The organism is Chryseobacterium sp. HNCC26DJ241 (assembly GCF_057180505.1).
Genome location: NZ_JBXUGL010000001.1, coordinates 48970 through 66110, shown reverse-complemented (window position 1 = coordinate 66110; position 17141 = coordinate 48970). Strand labels below are relative to the sequence as shown.

Annotated in this window: 17 protein-coding genes; 5 read left to right on the top strand and 12 right to left on the bottom strand. The window is 31.4% G+C overall.

Features of this window, described 5'->3' with window-relative positions:
- Positions 1-126 precede the first annotated feature (126 nt).
- Together AC2A1C_RS00305 and AC2A1C_RS00300 are read right to left on the bottom strand one after the other, a co-directional pair.
- Positions 127-681, bottom strand: a complete 555-nt coding sequence (locus tag AC2A1C_RS00305) for a DUF4256 domain-containing protein (protein WP_484022339.1) — start codon at positions 679-681, stop codon at positions 127-129.
- A 225-nt stretch (positions 682-906) separates the two neighbouring features.
- On the bottom strand, positions 907-1716 hold the full coding sequence (locus tag AC2A1C_RS00300; protein ID WP_484022337.1) for an SDR family oxidoreductase: 810 nt from the start codon (positions 1714-1716) through the stop codon (positions 907-909).
- A 103-nt stretch (positions 1717-1819) separates the two neighbouring features.
- Between AC2A1C_RS00300 and AC2A1C_RS00295 the strand changes: the two genes are divergently transcribed.
- Positions 1820-2185 (top strand): MerR family transcriptional regulator, encoded by a 366-nt coding sequence (locus AC2A1C_RS00295; protein ID WP_484022335.1) that lies wholly within the window; start codon positions 1820-1822, stop codon positions 2183-2185.
- 198 nt (positions 2186-2383) lie between these two features.
- Here the strand turns inward: AC2A1C_RS00295 and AC2A1C_RS00290 are convergent, their stop codons facing one another.
- The 7 genes from AC2A1C_RS00290 to AC2A1C_RS00260 all read right to left on the bottom strand — a co-directional run bounded on the left by AC2A1C_RS00290 (position 2384) and on the right by AC2A1C_RS00260 (position 9030).
- Positions 2384-3409, bottom strand: a complete 1026-nt coding sequence (locus tag AC2A1C_RS00290) for a serine hydrolase domain-containing protein (RefSeq protein ID WP_484022333.1) — start codon at positions 3407-3409, stop codon at positions 2384-2386.
- A 98-nt stretch (positions 3410-3507) separates the two neighbouring features.
- On the bottom strand, positions 3508-4791 hold the full coding sequence (locus tag AC2A1C_RS00285; RefSeq protein ID WP_484022332.1) for an erythromycin esterase family protein: 1284 nt from the start codon (positions 4789-4791) through the stop codon (positions 3508-3510).
- A 111-nt stretch (positions 4792-4902) separates the two neighbouring features.
- On the bottom strand, positions 4903-5544 hold the full coding sequence (locus AC2A1C_RS00280; RefSeq protein WP_484022330.1) for a chromophore lyase CpcT/CpeT: 642 nt from the start codon (positions 5542-5544) through the stop codon (positions 4903-4905).
- A 265-nt stretch (positions 5545-5809) separates the two neighbouring features.
- Positions 5810-6496 (bottom strand): hypothetical protein, encoded by a 687-nt coding sequence (locus tag AC2A1C_RS00275; protein ID WP_484022328.1) that lies wholly within the window; start codon positions 6494-6496, stop codon positions 5810-5812.
- Positions 6497-6643: 147 nt separating this feature from the next.
- Positions 6644-7147: an endonuclease V gene (locus tag AC2A1C_RS00270; protein WP_484022326.1), complete on the bottom strand. Its 504-nt coding sequence runs from the start codon at positions 7145-7147 to the stop codon at positions 6644-6646.
- Between the two features lie 196 nt (positions 7148-7343).
- A complete protein-coding gene (locus AC2A1C_RS00265; RefSeq protein ID WP_484022324.1) occupies positions 7344-7817 on the bottom strand; it encodes a hypothetical protein in 474 nt (157 codons plus the stop codon).
- A gap of 151 nt (positions 7818-7968) precedes the next feature.
- Positions 7969-9030, bottom strand: a complete 1062-nt coding sequence (locus AC2A1C_RS00260) for a hypothetical protein (RefSeq protein ID WP_484022322.1) — start codon at positions 9028-9030, stop codon at positions 7969-7971.
- Between the two features lie 186 nt (positions 9031-9216).
- Here AC2A1C_RS00260 and AC2A1C_RS00255 point away from each other — a divergent pair, with 186 nt between their 5' ends.
- Together AC2A1C_RS00255 and AC2A1C_RS00250 are read left to right on the top strand one after the other, a co-directional pair.
- Positions 9217-9552, top strand: coding sequence for a single-stranded DNA-binding protein (locus AC2A1C_RS00255; protein WP_484022320.1), 336 nt, complete (start codon positions 9217-9219; stop codon positions 9550-9552).
- A gap of 35 nt (positions 9553-9587) precedes the next feature.
- Positions 9588-10037 (top strand): HRDC domain-containing protein, encoded by a 450-nt coding sequence (locus AC2A1C_RS00250; protein ID WP_484022318.1) that lies wholly within the window; start codon positions 9588-9590, stop codon positions 10035-10037.
- Positions 10038-10147: 110 nt separating this feature from the next.
- Here the strand turns inward: AC2A1C_RS00250 and AC2A1C_RS00245 are convergent, their stop codons facing one another.
- The 3 genes from AC2A1C_RS00245 to AC2A1C_RS00235 form a co-directional block, all read right to left on the bottom strand.
- Complete coding sequence (locus tag AC2A1C_RS00245; RefSeq protein WP_484022316.1) at positions 10148-11332, bottom strand: VWA domain-containing protein; 1185 nt, start codon at positions 11330-11332, stop codon at positions 10148-10150.
- Between the two features lie 20 nt (positions 11333-11352).
- On the bottom strand, positions 11353-11958 hold the full coding sequence (locus AC2A1C_RS00240; protein WP_484022314.1) for a rhodanese-like domain-containing protein: 606 nt from the start codon (positions 11956-11958) through the stop codon (positions 11353-11355).
- 65 nt (positions 11959-12023) lie between these two features.
- The gene (locus tag AC2A1C_RS00235) at positions 12024-13421 is read right to left on the bottom strand and encodes a vWA domain-containing protein (RefSeq protein WP_484022312.1); all 1398 of its coding nucleotides are present in this window, start codon (positions 13419-13421) and stop codon (positions 12024-12026) included.
- A 103-nt stretch (positions 13422-13524) separates the two neighbouring features.
- On the opposite strand from AC2A1C_RS00235, the gene AC2A1C_RS00230 reads away from it, so the two are divergent.
- Positions 13525-15333, top strand: coding sequence for a tetratricopeptide repeat-containing sensor histidine kinase (locus AC2A1C_RS00230; RefSeq protein WP_484022310.1), 1809 nt, complete (start codon positions 13525-13527; stop codon positions 15331-15333).
- Positions 15334-15809: 476 nt separating this feature from the next.
- A complete protein-coding gene (locus AC2A1C_RS00225; protein WP_484022308.1) occupies positions 15810-17141 on the top strand; it encodes a cytochrome ubiquinol oxidase subunit I in 1332 nt (443 codons plus the stop codon).

Below are 17141 nucleotides of genomic sequence, written 5' to 3'. Positions count from 1 at the left end.
AGATCATTAGTTTAAAAAATCAATGTATTGATTTCTTAATGGTATTTAAATTTAATTAACTGAAAATCTTAATGTTAAAATTAAGAAAATAGTATAAAATAGTACTGAATAAAATTTAAATAGGTTCTAAATTTTTAACATTCCCCGAAAACCTCTCGCTGCATAATACGATTCCGCACCGTTGTGATATAAGAAAACATGATTGTAACGGCGATCGCAAAAAACAGCACCGCCGCGTTCTCGGATTTCGGAAGGAGTTTTCACCCAGCTTGAAGTTTTGGTATCGAAATTTCCAAATTTTTGCAATTCGCGATATTGTTCTTCAGTTAAGATTTCAATTCCTATTTCTTTTGCTTTGTCTATGGCATTGCTTTCAGGTTTATGTTCTTTTCTGGACATCCATGCATCATAGTCGTAGCAAAGACTTCTTCTACCTTTCGGACTTTCTGCTGAACAATCATAAAAAATAAATTCGCCTGTTTTTTTGTCGAAACTTACCACATCTGGTTCACCGCCAGTTTCTTCCATTTGGTAGAGTGACCATAATTTTTCGGGATTTGTCTCTAATTTTGCTTGCACTTTTTCCCATTCAAGATCTTTATGGCGATTCCTATTTTTTTCAAAACGAGATTTTACTATTTTGATTAATTCTTCGCTTTGTGTTGATGAAAGTTTTTTCATTGTTTAAAATTTTAATTGTCAGTGTAAATCCTCTGAAATTCATAACAAGATTTGCTTTACTTTAGCCTTTTTCTGTTTTTTTGAAATTCGTTTGCATTAGGATTAAATACTTTGCCTAAATTACTGAAAAATGAAATACCAAAGTTTTAATGTTGAACCACAAAAAATGCTCCTCATTATTTAATAATTGAGAAGCATTAGTAGATTATTTAATGAAAGAAGAATTTATAAACTAAACGCTTTTTTCATTTGACCCATAAAAAATTTGTATCCGAATAGTCTTCGTACTTTGTAAATTTTTCTTGCATCTTTCCCTGCAATATATCTTAAGTGATTTTTTCCATCGGTTGCAGCTTCGTAAACGATTTCAGCAATTTGTTCCGGAGTAGAATAATCTTTTCTTCTTTTTGGATCTCTTAGAACAGTTTCTGCTTTACTGAATACGCTTTCATAAGCATCGTGTTTTGCCAATGTTAATGAGCGTCCGTCAAAATCAGTGGATATTCCACCAGGTGCTACTGTTTTTACTTGAATATTGTGTGCACTAAGTTCATAATACAAACTTTCGCTCCAACCTTCTAAAGCCCATTTTGTGGCGTGATAAGGTGCAAAAAATGGAAAAGCAACGTGTCCACCGATAGAAGTTGTAGTGATGATCATCCCGCTTTTTTTATTTCTGAAATGCGGTAGAAATGCTTGTGTTACTCTAAAAACTCCCATCAAATTGGTATCAATCTGTTGTTGCAATTGTTCTTCGGTAGCTCCTTCAAAAGTACCACCCAAACCATAACCGGCATTATTAAACACTACATCTACCGAAGTTGTTTGCAATAATTTTGCAATATTTTCCTTAACCTGAGCAGAATTGGTAACATCTAATGCTATAAGTTGTATGTTGGATATTTTGGAAAGTTCTTTTTCTTCTTCGGGTCTGCGCATGGAAGCAATAACGTTCCAGCCCTTTGCAGAAAATAATTTTGCCGTAGCTTTTCCCAAACCTGATGATGCTCCCGTAATAAAAATTGTTTTAGCCATTTTTTAATGTTTTTTATTTTTGTGTTGCAAAATTAATATTTAATTTTGTAACTGAAAAGTATGCAGTATACTGTATGGTTTACTATTTTTTAAAAAAATTGAAATGAAACTTATCAGTCAGCTATCAAAAGAAACGGGAGTACCAATTGGTACTATACGTTTTTATGAAAAATCAGGATTATTTAAAGGAACTACAAAACCTGAAAATAAAACCAATAATTATGTCTATTATTCTGATGAGATTGTAGAAAAATTAGAATTTATAAAAGAAGCAAAATCAGTCGGTTTTACTTTGTCCGAAATAAAAGAAGTGATAGATGCTTGGTATGAAAATAAGTTATCCATTGAGCAAAAAATATCCATTTTAGATAAAAAATTGCTTCAGCTTGATGAAAAAATTAAAGAACTAAAATCTGTCAAGAAAAAATTGGATGCAGCTAAACAGGAGGTTTTGAATGGGGAATGCTAAAAAAACTAATTGTTCAATTGTTTTTTCATCGATTTTCAAATTTTCAATTAATTTTTAGTTTTTCATCTTTATTCATGGCTAAATACCATGCAAAATTTTCGATAATGGCTTCATCTAAAATTAAGAACATATTTTCAATATTGAGTTTTGATTCTATAAAAGAAAAAACTCAAACCTTCCATCGAAAGTCGAGCCGTTTTATTCTATGTAATGTAATTCTAATAATATCTTTCGGATTAACCCGGTTATAAATTTGTCATTATTGGTTAACCATATAATTGTAATATCTTTTTCAGGAATTAATATCAAGTGTGATTTAAAACCTGCTTGATCTCCAGAATGTTCAATAACTTGACACTGTTCGTCTCCAAAATCATCAAATATAGCTCTATGAACAAACCAAACCATTGAATGAACAGGTTCATTCTTTGATTTCCAATTTTCTGGTCGCCAAATTTTTTTTGAAAACTCAATTGTTGAGCAATCTGTAAAAGAGCAATTATCTAATGCTAAGATGTATTTTCTTAATTCTGATATTGAACTCCAAACCCCGCCATTTCCTGAAGCACAAAAAGTTGGATATTCTCCATAATCATATTCTTCAAATTTATCACCTATTTTTCTATAACTATGGGCAATGTTTTTACTTGGAAAATCACCATCAGTAATTTTACTGTTTTTCATTTTTGCAGGCAAAAAAATATTTCTTCTAATAAATTCTTGCCATTTCATTTTACTCACTTTTTCTATAATCAAAGCCAAACCGTTATACGCTGGATTTGAATAATTCCACTTAGAGCCTTGTTCAAATTCTAAAGTATCTGTTTGTAAAAGAGGTTTAAAGTTTTCCCAATCTTTAGCCGTTAAATAATAAATACTGTCTTTTTCAACATTTCTATTGTCAGGAATCCCCGAAGTATGTGTTAGCAAATGTTTTATTTTTATTTTCCTTGCTAATTCTTTGTTTTTGAAATTTGGGAAAAATTTATCAATGCTATCATCAATGGAAAGTTTTCCTTGATTTTGAAGAATTAATATTCCATAAGCCACAAATGTCTTGCTTAATGAACCGATATTTGAAATTGTTTTATCCGTAAATTTTGTATTTTTCTTTAAGTCAGCCAAACCAAAAGATTTGTTATAAAGAATTTTATCCGCTTTTTGAATAAATACACTTCCACCTGGTTCATTATCTGAAAATACTTTTGCAAATGTACTATCCAATTTTTTCGTTAAAAGCATATCATTTGTATCTTGTCCTAAACAAATTGAATTGATGCAAATTCCCAAGATAAATGTTACTGTTATTTTGTATAGTCGTTTCATTTGTTTTCTGTAGGTATGCTGCTTTTTCGTACAAAAAATATCAGATCGAATTGTTGGTTGAATATGGTTTTTCGATAATTTCTGCCCGGTTCATTGGGTTGATATGCAGAACCTATACTGCGAATAGTTGTGGTGTCGGTCAAAATCTTTGCCCAGTTTTTATTTTTTGCTGCCTGTTGGATATTTAAAACAAAGTTTTCAAAATTTTGCTTTGAAAAGAATGTTTCGGCACTTGCAGCTTCGGCTAATGGTAGATCAATATTTTCATATTTGGGATTTTTCTCGTCTTTTATGGCTCTAACTGAACCTTCATAAAAAACCGAACCAATTGCTAAATAATCCGTTTTAAATTCATCAGCAAGGTAATTTCCTGTTGTGATAAAATTTTCATAAAAAAGTTCTTTCTTCAAAACATGAGCATTGTGAGCCCAATAGATAACAGGGTATTTTTTCTTACTTTCTACAATCCATTTTATGTTTTCAAAACCAAGTTTGTCCCGCATGAAAAATGCATCCATTTGAGATTTTGCAGAAAAAAGCATAAAAGATTGCTTTACAGAATAGATCAACCTTTCATTAAAGAGATAATCATTTTCATTTCCGGATTTTATCAATGCTTCTTTATTGGTTTGAAAAATAGTGTAAAACATATCAATGCTTTTTTGATAATTCTCCACGTTTTTAGGATTGATGCTAAAAATATTTTTCCCCGAATTTATTATTTCGTTTACACCTGTTTTAATATCTTCCGGTAATGTTAATCCTGATTTTTCGTAGTAAGCAAGTGACATTTTTGCTGCCGATTGCGGAGCTTGCACATCATAACCCCAAAATTCTATTTTGTCTTTTGGCTCTCTTGTTTTGTTTATGTCTTGCAATAAGGTTAATAAATCTACCAACTCTTTGTAATTGAGGGTTGCAATTTTCAAATTTTTAATGAGTTCGTTTGGATTTCCTTCTCCTGTTAATACGAATTTGTTAATATCGAAACAATCTGCCATATTAGCTTCGATCACGATTGCTTTTGCATCTTTTTTCAATGCTAAGTATTGAACAAGCCGTGTTTTAAACTCAAAAATTTCTTTTGATCCATGAGTAACTTCACCTAAACCGATTACTTTTTTAGAACCGATCCATTTGTCTAAAAAAGAAATATCATCGACATTATTAGTCAATGATATTTGTTTAATGGGTTGTATAAAATTTTTTTTAGCATTTTGTCCCCACAAATTGATGCTCAGTGAAAATAGTAATACAGTTAGCTTAATAATGGATTTCATGTTTTTTGCTTATGGATTTTGCCAAAATGTTAAACCATTATTTTGGCTCGCTTTAAAATTGATACCTACGTTTGATTCCTATTACTTATTTGAATAATAAATCTATAGAAATTATTTTTTTATAAAAATATAACCGCCTTTAGTTGCGCCCCAAACTTGTTTTCCAGAAGCATCAAATCCTTGATCCCAAGATACCAATTTTCCTTTGCTGAGTGTGATTTTTGTAGTTGCATATTTTGCTCCTCTCAAATCGGAAGGGCAATGATCGTCTTTTGTTCCTCCTTCGTAAATGTCTTTATTCTTAACCAATGTCACTGTACATCCGTCTTTAAGTTCAATTTTATCAAAGGTTAGATTCTCCTGTTTAGCTGTATCATCTTGCATTCCGATAAAATTCTGGGCATCTTTTAATGTATAAATATCACTTGTAAAAACATTTTTAGAAGTATGCTGCAAATGATATACTCTTTGACGATAAGGTTTTTTAAGCTGAGAAGATACCGCTTGCTCTACATACATCCATTTGCCATCTGTACGATTTTTCCAAATAGGAGTCATAACAAGGCTTATATCAAAATAACTGCTGTCTGTTTTCGATTGTTGCTCACTGGAAAATTTACCATCCATTAGAGAAACCAATTCCGCTAAATCTTTATCTTCTTTTGTTCCTTTTCCTTGTTCTTTAACAGATGTACATCCAGTCAATTGAAAAACGATTAATACTATTGCTAAGCCGGTATAATTTCGAAGCATATTTATTTTATTTAAGTTTAAAATGAAGCCCAAATATAACAAAAAAGTTACTAAATAACCTAAGTTCGGGTTAAAACAAGAAAAGTAATGAGTTTTTACCAAACCACTTTTTTCTCACTTCAAAACCTCAATTTTAAGCCACGGGAATTTTTAGAATTTTGTATTCTGTTTAAAAAACAAACCTCACTTAAATCGCTTTAAAAGAGGTTGCTTTTTACAAATTAGTGAGTTGTGCAGCGGTTACCAATGTTATATGAAGGTTTACTTATTTTCCCTTTTCCAATTTTTCGATTTCCTCTGTTAATTTGTCAAAATAATCTATATTAAATTCCAAAATTTTATCAATGCTCCAGAAATTTATGAATAAAAAAGTAGAATTTTTTAATCCTCTAAAAAACGAATCATAAATTCTTTGTGCAATATCTGTTAATTCTTTGATTTCTGTTAATGATTCTACTTCAATGTTCTTTACTTTATCAGGGTCAAAATGTGCGTAAAAAGAATCTCTTCTTGATTTTACTTTATCTACAAGATTTTGAGATGGGTTAATTAATAGTTTTATATCTTCAATCTTACTTTTGATTTCGTTCTTATTTTTGAAAAGATAATCATATTCACCAACGTCACCCGAATCAAATGTTTCAGTATTTTTTTTCAATAATTCTTTCAAGTGTTCATCATAAACAAAATTCTCAAGTTTATTAATAAATTTTATTAAACTTCGTTTTTCTTTGTCAATAAATAATTTTGATAGTGTTATTGCGCAATAAGAATAACATAGAGAAACATAATGACCTAAAAATGGATTAATTATTCTGATTTTTCTGATATCTTTATTCTGTTGTTCAATGATTTGCTCAATATTGTCTACGCAGATGATTAAGTCAAAAATATTATTTTTAAATGACTCTAAAAACTCATTAACTTCTTTTAATGTTAGGGTTTCTCTCATAAAATTGCCGATAACGTTCCAGCGCTTGGCGAGGTTGCGAGCTTCGGAACCGATTATTTTCTGTTAAAGATAAAATTTCTTGCGAAATGAAAACGTGTATTTACTACAAAATTCGCAATCTTGCCAAACGCCTGTTACCAGTAGTTTTTACTTTTCTTTTGTGAGTGTGTCTAATTTTTTTAGTAAAGTTGGAATTCTAAATTCTCCACTCATTTGTTTTATTTTCTCTGTTGCTTCATTCAGATTTATTCCAATTGATGAAATAAATAATGGATTTTTGCTTTTTCCTCTTAATAAAGAAATTTTATTTTTAGTAAGAGAAATGAAATCTGTTTTTGCAACTCCAATTATCGGTATTTTTTTGTTCAGTTTTTCATAAAGAAATCCACCAAGACCAAGTTTTGAGTTATCATCCACAAAAACATAACCATCAATGATGATAAATTCAATTTTTTTTACATCTATTTTAGAAATTAAACTTAATATACAAGGAAGTTCTCTTTTATAAAATTCTCCTGAAACATATTCATTGCTATTTGAAATTGTTTCAGAATAGATCTGATAATCATCTTCTTTTTCCCAATCTTCAAAACTTATGCAAACTGTTTTTGCTTTATTTTCATAATAGTATGTGTCAAAAATTAGGATCATTTATTTTATGTTTATTAAACTTGATGATATATTTGATTTCTGTTTATTCAATAGTTTTTTAATTTTTAAGTTCGAGTATTGTTGAAAATGGGGATTTTTAGCGCTGAACTTCAATAGAAATACCATAGTTCAAATATAACAAAAAAGTACAATAGAAGTACTTTAGCACTGCTTGGCAATACAATGTTAGGTGATGTTATTTTATCTTTATAACATTCGATTTGTAATTATATTTAAAATCATCTTTAAGAATTAAATATCCTTTGTAATACTCTTGTAAAATTCTATTTCCTCCTACATTAAGGTAATCTTGCTCAATAACTTTGTAAAATTCAAAGAAATTTTTAATATCTTCAACTGATTGTATTTCTCCTTCCTCTAAAAGAATATCAATCGTAATTAATTCCATTTTACTCTTTGAAATTTTTTCTAATTCACTTCTTTCAAAAATATTTATTAAAACATCAAAAACTTCCGATTCTTCGATTAAAATAGAGTCATAAAAATCTTCACAATTATATTTAACTTCAAATTCAGATTTTTTAATATGATATATTGAAATTAGATTTAATTCATTGTGTATTTTTAGTACATCACGATCGAAAGTTAATTGATGAAAATATTTTTCGGAAATTACTCTAATAGCTTTTTTAGTTTCTGTTTGCAGCATTGTGTATAATATCGCCTAACGGGACGGGTATTTATGAAGGGCGGGTTTAGAAGCACTAAAGTTCAGTTTTGCACTACTGTTCAATAGAACTCCTGTCGCTGAAAATATGACGGTCAGCCCGCCTTTCATAAATACCTTGTTAGCAGCAGTATTATTGGTCATTCATCATTCCTAAGAAACTTAATCGGTCTTCATCATTTTTAAATTCAAACATTGCAGAATGATAGCTTTTGTTTCCTGCTTTTTTTGTAAATAATTTTCTTATGTGTTCTGTTGTGTCTATTTCGATATTTACCGCTCTAATATCCAAATCATAGCATTCAGAATACGATTTGTGTCTCTCATTTGGAAAATTGTTTTTAAATTCACTATTATAAACTGGCTCAAAATATTTAATTAATGCAGCTTCTGTAAAATTGATTTTTTGATTTTCAGAGAACTTAAATCCTTTGTTGTCAAAAAAATGCTCAGCTAATTTATCTTCTCGTTTTTTGTTTTTTGACTTAGGATTTACAAAATCATTTCCAATTGAAACTAGAAGACTTACCTGCGAAAAACTTGTCAGCATTATCCAAATATCACTTTCAGGATTTTTTGTTAAAGAATGTGTGTAGATTTTTTGAAGTGTTTCGTGAGCAAAAAGTCTGTTTAAGGCAGTTCTATTTCCATTCTTTCCGAATGCTTGTCCAATATATAATATCTCGTAATCCAAAATTTCGGGTTGAACATTATTTCCAATTTCTGTATAGTCAATCATTGTGCTAGGTCTTGCGACCATATGTAGTTTTTTCTTGTCTTTAATTGCGAATAGATTATATGGATATTCTGTGATTAATTCAAGATTAGATTTTGCCTTTTTGAATTCAGTTGCAATATTTATTACACCAAATCCGTCTTTTTGATGTATCGTTAAATCAAATTGAGCTTTATTGCCATCTGTTTTAAACGACTCAGGGTTTATAGTCACTTTAGGTCTTCTGAGTATAAAGTATATGTGACACGGATTTTTTTTGTTAAAAGTTTCATTTTTCTCTTTAGCGTACATTTCTAAATCCGCTCCTAAAATAAGCTGATAGGTTTCTAAATACATTGATAAGAAACCTTCTGTCTCAAATTTATAGTCTTTCTTATCAAAAGGGTTGTTCATAATTTGATGTAAGTTTCTGGGGAATATTGCTGCTAACATCCAAATATACGCAATTTCTATTTTCAAAAAATTATTTCAATTAATTTTATAAACAATTGGTAATCAAAAATAAAAACATTTACAAACGACTACAAACGATATTAAATAATTTTCTCCCGACTAAGTTTTCATTTCTTCCGAATCTTTGCAACAGAGATTTGAGAAAAGAAGTGTAGTCTCAGATCTGAACGTTTAATTTAAAATTTTAAAGCTATGTCTATCAGAAACAAAGTAATCCTTATTGGAAGAACAGGAAAAGAAGTGGAAATCGTAAATTTCGAAAATGGCGGGATTTCTGCAAAAGTAAGTTTGGCAACATCCGACTTTTACACCAATGCAAAAGGCGAAAAAGTAGAAGAAACACAATGGCACAATCTTGTAGCCTACGGAAAGACCGCCGAAATCATGCAAAAATATCTGGAAAAAGGTAAAGAAGTATGCGTTGAAGGAAAAATTACCTACCGCTCTTACGAGGGAAATGACGGACAAAAAAGGTTCGTTACCGAAATTCGTGTGGAAGAAATTTTGCTTTTAGGCGCAAAATCATAACTGAAAATCCAGATAAACTCCAAAACGCAAAAAACATGAAAATACAAGTATTCAAGATCCGGATTTCGGATGAGTTTTTAGAAAGAGACCAAAAAGCATTGGACGATTTTCTTTCCAAAAATTGCGTATCAAAATTTGAATCGGCTTTTGTTCAGGAAAAGGAGAGTTACTGGTCGGTTATTCTTTTTTATTCTACAGAGTCGGAAAATAAAGTGAGAGAGCCAAAAACGGAAAAATATTCCGCAGAAAATGTAGAACTGAATGCTGACGAAATCAAAATCCTAGATTCTTTAAAATCTTGGCGAACCGAAAAAGCAAAAGAGCAAAATTTGCCCTCTTATTTCATTGCAACCAATAAGGAACTTTTATCCGTGGCAAAATTTCGGCCGGCAAAAAAAGAAGAGCTTCAGGAAATCAAAGGTTTCGGAAAACACAAGATTGAAAATTATGGAGAAGAAATTATTGAAATTTTGGAAAGTATATAATGTAGGAACGCGCCAAAAAGGCGCGTTCAATTTGTGGAATATCTATTAAATAATAAAAACCTTCGGATTTTTTCCGGAGGTTTTGAAAAATAATATAGAATTAAAAAAATCTATTTTATGGTAAATCCGTTTTTACCGGCAAGATCAAAAATAGAGGTTTCGATAGCTTTTCCTAAATCATCGGCATCACTGTTTCCTCTTTTTTTCAGTTCTGCATTTACAAATTCTTGTCTTTTTATCGCCAGTTCTGCAATCTCTTTTTGCAGTGCAGTTCTTTCTTTGCTTTTTTTCTCTACAAATTGTGCAACTTCTGCTTTGGATTTTCCTTTTAATGCTTCCGGAAGTTCGTCATTTTTAATTTTTTCAAGATAATCTTTATCACTTTCGGCTTTATCTACCAAATCCCAGGAATCATTGCGATATGCTTCTTTTTTAGATTTGGTTACGGCACGTTCCACAGCATTTGCTTTGGACACCGATTCTGCGTTATAATCTTGTACAGCTTGTTTGTTCTTTTTTTCATAGCCCATATTTCCGTATCCAATATAAGTGTCGTTTAGTTTTACATTGCACTCAGAAATTTTGTCATCATAAGGAGTTGGAATGAAAATCACTTTTTTGTCAGAATCAATGTTAAAATATTTTCCGTTTCCTTGTGTTGCTCCGTCTTGCCAAAAAGTTCGGATTCCTTCTTCTCGATCTCCACAGAAAATAGTGTTGATGTAAATATTTTTTTTCTTTGCATTTGCAATTGCCTCTTTATAATTGATTCCTTCCTGATTAAAAGGTTCGTTTCCGGCAATATAAACTAATTTCATACTATTTGCAGAAAGATCCCATTCCAGTTGGGAAGCCGCATCTTTGATTACGGCTCCACAATATTCCGTTCCTCCATTGGTTCGTAAAGCGAACAGTTTTTCAGAAATTAAGTCCAAATCCTGAGTTAAAGGTGTTACTTTTCTGATCCAATTTCTCTCACTGATTCCATCATTTCCGTATTCATAAAGAGCAATTTCTATTTTTGGAGTTTTTCCGTTATACTTTAGTGTAGTCAAAGTATTTACAATGTTCCAAAGTCTGGATTTTGCCTGTTCTATAAGTCCGTCCATAGAATTGGAAGTATCCAATAAAATGGCAACCTGAATGCTGTTTTCAGCCAAATCAGCCGGAATTTTGCGTTCCGTTTTTTGTACTTCTCTTGGTTGTACATTTATTTTTTCTTGGTTTGTTTTTATTCCTGCAAATGCAACTAATGAGCTTGCAAATATTCCGGTGATTAAAAAATTCTTTTTCATGTCGATATTTTTTTAAGATTTTATTCTTGTACAGTAGCAAATTTTGGCTTGGAATCGCTTCCTTCAAAAGCAATTCTGGTATCATTTACATCTACTAATTCGTTCAGTTCGTATATATTTTTGTAGCCATAGCCGTATAAATTGATGTAAGTAGGGATATTCAAGGCTAATGTTTTGGTATTCTTTTTTGGCTTTTCAGCATTTTTTTGTTGTACTGGTGGCAAAATCGCTTTTGTCATAAAATATTGATCCTGAAAATCGGAAGCTAACTTATCTTCAAAATTATTGTTGCAGTATATTAGGATTTGTGTGTTTTTTCCAGCATAGTTTCGGAAAAATTCGTCTAAAACATCTTGCGTGAAATCTGAAAAATTAATGTTGATTGCACCTTTTACATGTTTTTTATCGAACATTTCCTTTGATCGTGCATCGAGAATTACCGTATTTTTTTCTTTTGATTTTTTTAGAAATTCTTCGAGGTTAATTAATCTTTTTTCTCTGTGAGGTTTTACTTCTTTCATCAGGTTTTCCAGATCATTGAAATTTACATAGGCGTGTTTTGTATTTTCTTGTGCATTGCTACAACTGATCGTAAGTAATAGCAATATTGGTAATAAATGTTTCATAATTTTTTAATTTCTACAGTAAAATTATCCTGATTTTGTATTGAAAATTTGCAGACTTGGTGAATTCACGGTTTCACTTGGTAAGCAAGAGGGATCATTTTTTGATATTTCATGGCGATATCATAAATTCTTTGCAAATCTTTATCGTTCTTATCACAATTTTTTTGGTAATAATCTATAATAGACTGAATTTGGTTTTTGAAATTTCCAAAATTATGAGTTGTAAATTCTTTACCTGCATTTTGAAGATGGGCTGCCATTTTGGTAACTTGATAATTTTTCAGAAGCTCTTTTTGAGTATTTTCAATAGTAGAAAAATACATTTTCTTTGCCGAACTATTTTTCATTTTACCGTTTTGCTGATAAGAGATTTTAGCGTTTATTTCAATATTATCAATTGAATTTGCATTTTCAAGCTCCAAAAGAAAGATCTGTGTTTGTCCACAATCCAAATTTTCAATAGGAATTTCCACTTCGTTTTCGGATTTATATTGCGGTTGATAGCCATAGAATTCCCTTACTTTTATTCCTTTTGGAAAAGTAATGGTAACAGTAGGATTTTTCCCGATATTATAAAGAAGGCTTTCAAGTTCATCTTTAAACGTTTTTTGCATATCTTCTTCCGATTCCCCGATAAAATAATTAGAACCTCTTCCGTTAGATGAAATTTTTCGTAGTAATTCAAAATCAAGACTTTGTCCAACTCCGATGGTGCTGATATCAATTCCTTTGTCATTAAATTCTTTGGAATTTTTAAGAATAATTTCCGGGTTGGTTTCTCCGGTGTTGGTCATTCCGTCCGTAAGAAGAATCACTTTGCTGTTGCAGTTTTCGGTATGATGTTTCATTGCTTCCTGATAACCAAGCAGCATTCCTGCATTAATATTGGTAGAACCAGCGGGAAAAATTCCGTCTATTATTTTCAAATAATTTGAAGGCAAATCTTTAACTTTTGTAGAAGGCAAAACTAAATTTGCGCTTCCGTCAAATTTTGTTATTGCAATATAATCTTCCTTGCCTAATCCCTGAATAAAGGTTTTCACAGCAGTTTTTGCTTTTTCTAATTTTCCACCATCCATAGATCCACTATTATCAATAACCAGTGAAGCATTTACAAGATTCTTATTTTTCCGATTAGCAGAATTTTGTGTTGCAATTCCCACCTGAAGTAGAAAAGAACCGTTGTTTTTTAAAATTTTGTTGTCATAATCTATACTGATAGCTGTTTCTTCCTTTGTTGGAATTATAATTTTATGCTCATGATAATTCATAAAATCCTCTACAATTATTGTATTTTCGTTAAAATATCCTTTTTCATTAAAACTGGAAAACCCATTACTTACTGCATGAGAAACAGAACCTGTGGAAACGCCTTTTTGTGCATTAGATGATGCAAAAGCAAAGAATAATGCAAAAGCAGATATTGCTTTTTGAATGTTTAGGAGAGATAAAAAAGTTTTCATATTTAGATTTTTTTTAAATTTTCTGATGTAAAATTATCCTGAATCTAAAAGCATTTCTTATCCACTTGGTGAATTGCGGTTTTCACTTGGTGAATAATGAAGTTTGAAAAATTTATATCTCTATCTTTGTGATATGAAATGGTTTCGGAATTTTATTGTACTTTTTATTTTTCATTTGGGTTGGTTTGTTTTGGCTCAAAGCAATACACAAGCTGTGTCCGAAATAAAAACCGAATCCGACAAATTGGAAAAAGCCATCAATTCCAATGATGAAAAAAAGCAGGCAGAATCCTATGTTTCTATAGCAGAAGTATACTATAACCAAAATAATTTTGCCAAAAGTGAAGAGTATCTTCTGAAAGCCAAAACCATTTACGAAAAAAGCGGAGATAAAAATGGGTTGGCTGAAGTTTCCAGAAAACTGGCTCAAACACAGGAAAATCAAAATAAAATACAAAACGCAGCAGAAAACTACAAAAAAGCGGCAAAATACAGTAAAGCAAAAAAGCAGGAAATGACCAATATGAATGATTATTCCAGAGTCACTTCCAATTCCGCTGCTGCAAAAGAAAAAGCGATACAGAAAAATATTTCGCTGAATGAAGACCAAAATTCCGAAGAATTGGCAAAAGATTACACCAATCTTGCAGATGTAAATGTTCAGCAGAATAATATTCCGAAAGCTGCGGAAAATCTCAATAATGCTTATGAAATTACACGAAATTCAATTCCGGAGCAAGCATTGGTAATCAATCAAAAAATGACCGATTTGTATGTTGAAAATAAAGATTTTGACAAAGCCATTGAAGCCAAAAAGAAAGTCCTGAATGAAAATTTTGTAAAAGAAAATTCTCAGGAAACGGTAAATCAAATTCAGGAATTGGCCGATATTTATCTTCAAACCAATGATGTGAATCAAGCTGAAAAACTTCTGGAAGATGCTTACAAAATTGCCATTGAAAAAGGTCATACTTTGGAAGCGCATAAAAGTGTCCTGAAATTGGATTCGCTGTACAATTCTGGTGGAAATACTTCAAAATCCATCATGCTGTACAAAAATTTTCTTTCCGAGCTGCCCAAACTTTTGGAGAAAGACCGTTCTCTTGTCGATTCCAAACTGATGCAAGAGACAGAAAATAAAATTACTCAATTGGAAAAGGAAAAAAACCTGACGGAACAATTGATAAAAAGAAAAAATCTGTTCAATTATCTCTTGATTGCAGGTTTGGTTTCCGCGGTTGGTTTCATCATTTTTGCTTTGTACACGCAGAAAAAATTGAAAACCCAAAACAAAAAAATAGAATTACAGTCGTTGAGAAGGGAAATGAATCCACATTTTATTTTTAATAGTTTAAATTCTGTAAATCAATTTATTGCAGAGAACAACGAACTGGAAGCGAACTCATACTTAACCAAATTTTCTAAACTCATGCGTGGAGTAATGGAAAATTCCAAAGATGATTTTATCAGTTTTCAGGAAGAGTTGGATTTATTGAAAAACTATCTTGCCTTGGAAAAAAGCCGTTTTCATGATAAATTCGATTATGAAATTCATGTAAATGAAAATCTTCAAAATTCTAATCTTCAAGTTCCGGGAATGCTGATTCAGCCGTTTTTGGAAAATTCCATTTGGCACGGATTGAGGTATTTGCAGGAGAAAGGCTGGCTAAAACTTTCCTTCAAAAAAGAAGGAAAAAATCTAATAATAGAAATCGAAGACAACGGAATCGGTATCGCAAAAAGCAAAGCCCAAAAAACCGAACATCAAAAACAACGAAATGGTCGCGGAATGAAAAATACCGATGAAAGAATCCGCCTTCTCAATGATCTGTACGGAAAAAATATTCAGAAAAAAATATCAGATAAAGCAGAAAATTCAGGTGTGAAAGTTCAGCTTTCGATGGAAGTTTGAGTTTTTGATTTGCAGATTTTGTCTGATTCTATATATTTCTATTTTGAAAATAGAGTATAATTGAGATTCCTCGTTCCTCGGAATGACAAATTGTGTGCCGATTTTTTTTTGAATGTAACAGACAACTTGCCGTAACTTCATTATTTTTCACTGAAATATTTTAATGACTCAGAAAACGGAAGCGTTAATAAAATTCAAACTTGATCCGTTAAAAAATTTCTTCTGTCTGAGCGAGCAACAAATTGCGAAAAAAAGCAGAATATAAATTGCGAGCGAGTTTTAGAAATTTTAGGATTAAGTTTGAATTTTTAGCTGAGTTTTCAAGTCTTGAATTTTTGGTTCTTTTGTTTCAAGACAAAAGAATATTTTTGGGTTTTACATAGAGCGTATTAACTTTTATGATTTATTTCAGGAATGGAATTATTTCCACAATAAAGCCCTAAATTTGAAAGAACAAATTCAAAAATTCCTGCATTATGGAGGATATTCTTTTTTATCATCGGGTTCAGTTTGCTTTTACCATTACTTTTCATTATTTGTTTCCGCAGCTTACAATGGGACTTTCACTCATTATTGTAGCTTTTAAATTCATGTATTTTCGGACACAAAGAGAACTCTTTAATGATGCTTCCAAATTCCTGATGAAAATCTTTGCCCTTAATTTTCTGATGGGAGTAATCACCGGAATTCCAATGGAATTTCAGTTCGGGACAAACTGGTCGAAATTTTCAGAATTGACTGGCGGAATTATCGGGCAAACTTTAGCAATGGAAGGAATGTTTTCCTTCGTTCTGGAATCTTCATTTTTGGCATTATTTATTTTTGGGGAAAAATGGATGGGGCAGAAATTGCATTTATTTTGTGCATTTATGATATTTCTCGGTTCGTGGTTAAGCGGATTTCTGATTCTTGCAACCAATTCCTGGATGCAGTTTCCGGTAGGTTACGAAATTCTGGAAAACGGAAGATACGTTTTGAAAAATTTCTGGGCATTATTTTCTAATCCATGGTTGTTGCCTTCATATTTTCATAATCAGATGGCTTCAATGGTGACTTCTGCATTTGTAGTTTCCAGCATTGGTGCTTTTTATGTGATGAGTAAAAGAAATGTAAAATTCGGGAAATTACTTTTAGGATGGGGAATTGTTTTCGGAGCTATTTCCAGTATTTTGGTAGCGTTTCCAACAGGAGATCTGAACGCCAAAAATGTAGCAAAATATCACGCTCCCGGTTTTGCAGCAATGGAAGGAATTTTTGAAACTCAGCCGGAAGGTTCGGAAATTATTTTAGTGGGACAACCAAATATTCTGGAAAAAAAACTGGACAATGCAATTGCAGTTCCTAAAGTGTTGAGCTTTCTTACATATCAGAGTTTTACAAAATCAGTTCCGGGAATGAACGATTTCAAAAAAGAAGAACTTCCCAATAACATTCCTGCTTTATACTATTCGTATCACATTATGATTGGTTTGGGAACGGTTTTTATTGCGGTTTTTCTAATTGCAGCCGTTTTATTGAGGAAAGGAAAAATATTTGAAAATCGTTTCATCATGTGGATGATGATGGTTTTGGCACCTTTCGCATATATTGCCAATTTAGCAGGTTGGTACACCGCAGAATTAGCGAGGCAGCCTTGGTTGGTTTATGGTTTATTGAAAACTTCGGAAGGAATTTCACCACACGTTTCATCGGGTAATACGTTGTTTACGTTACTTGGTTTTATTGGATTGTATCTTTTACTCGGACTTCTTTTTGTGGTCATTGTGATGAAAATTATTTTAAAAGGTCCTGAAAAACAACACGCTTAA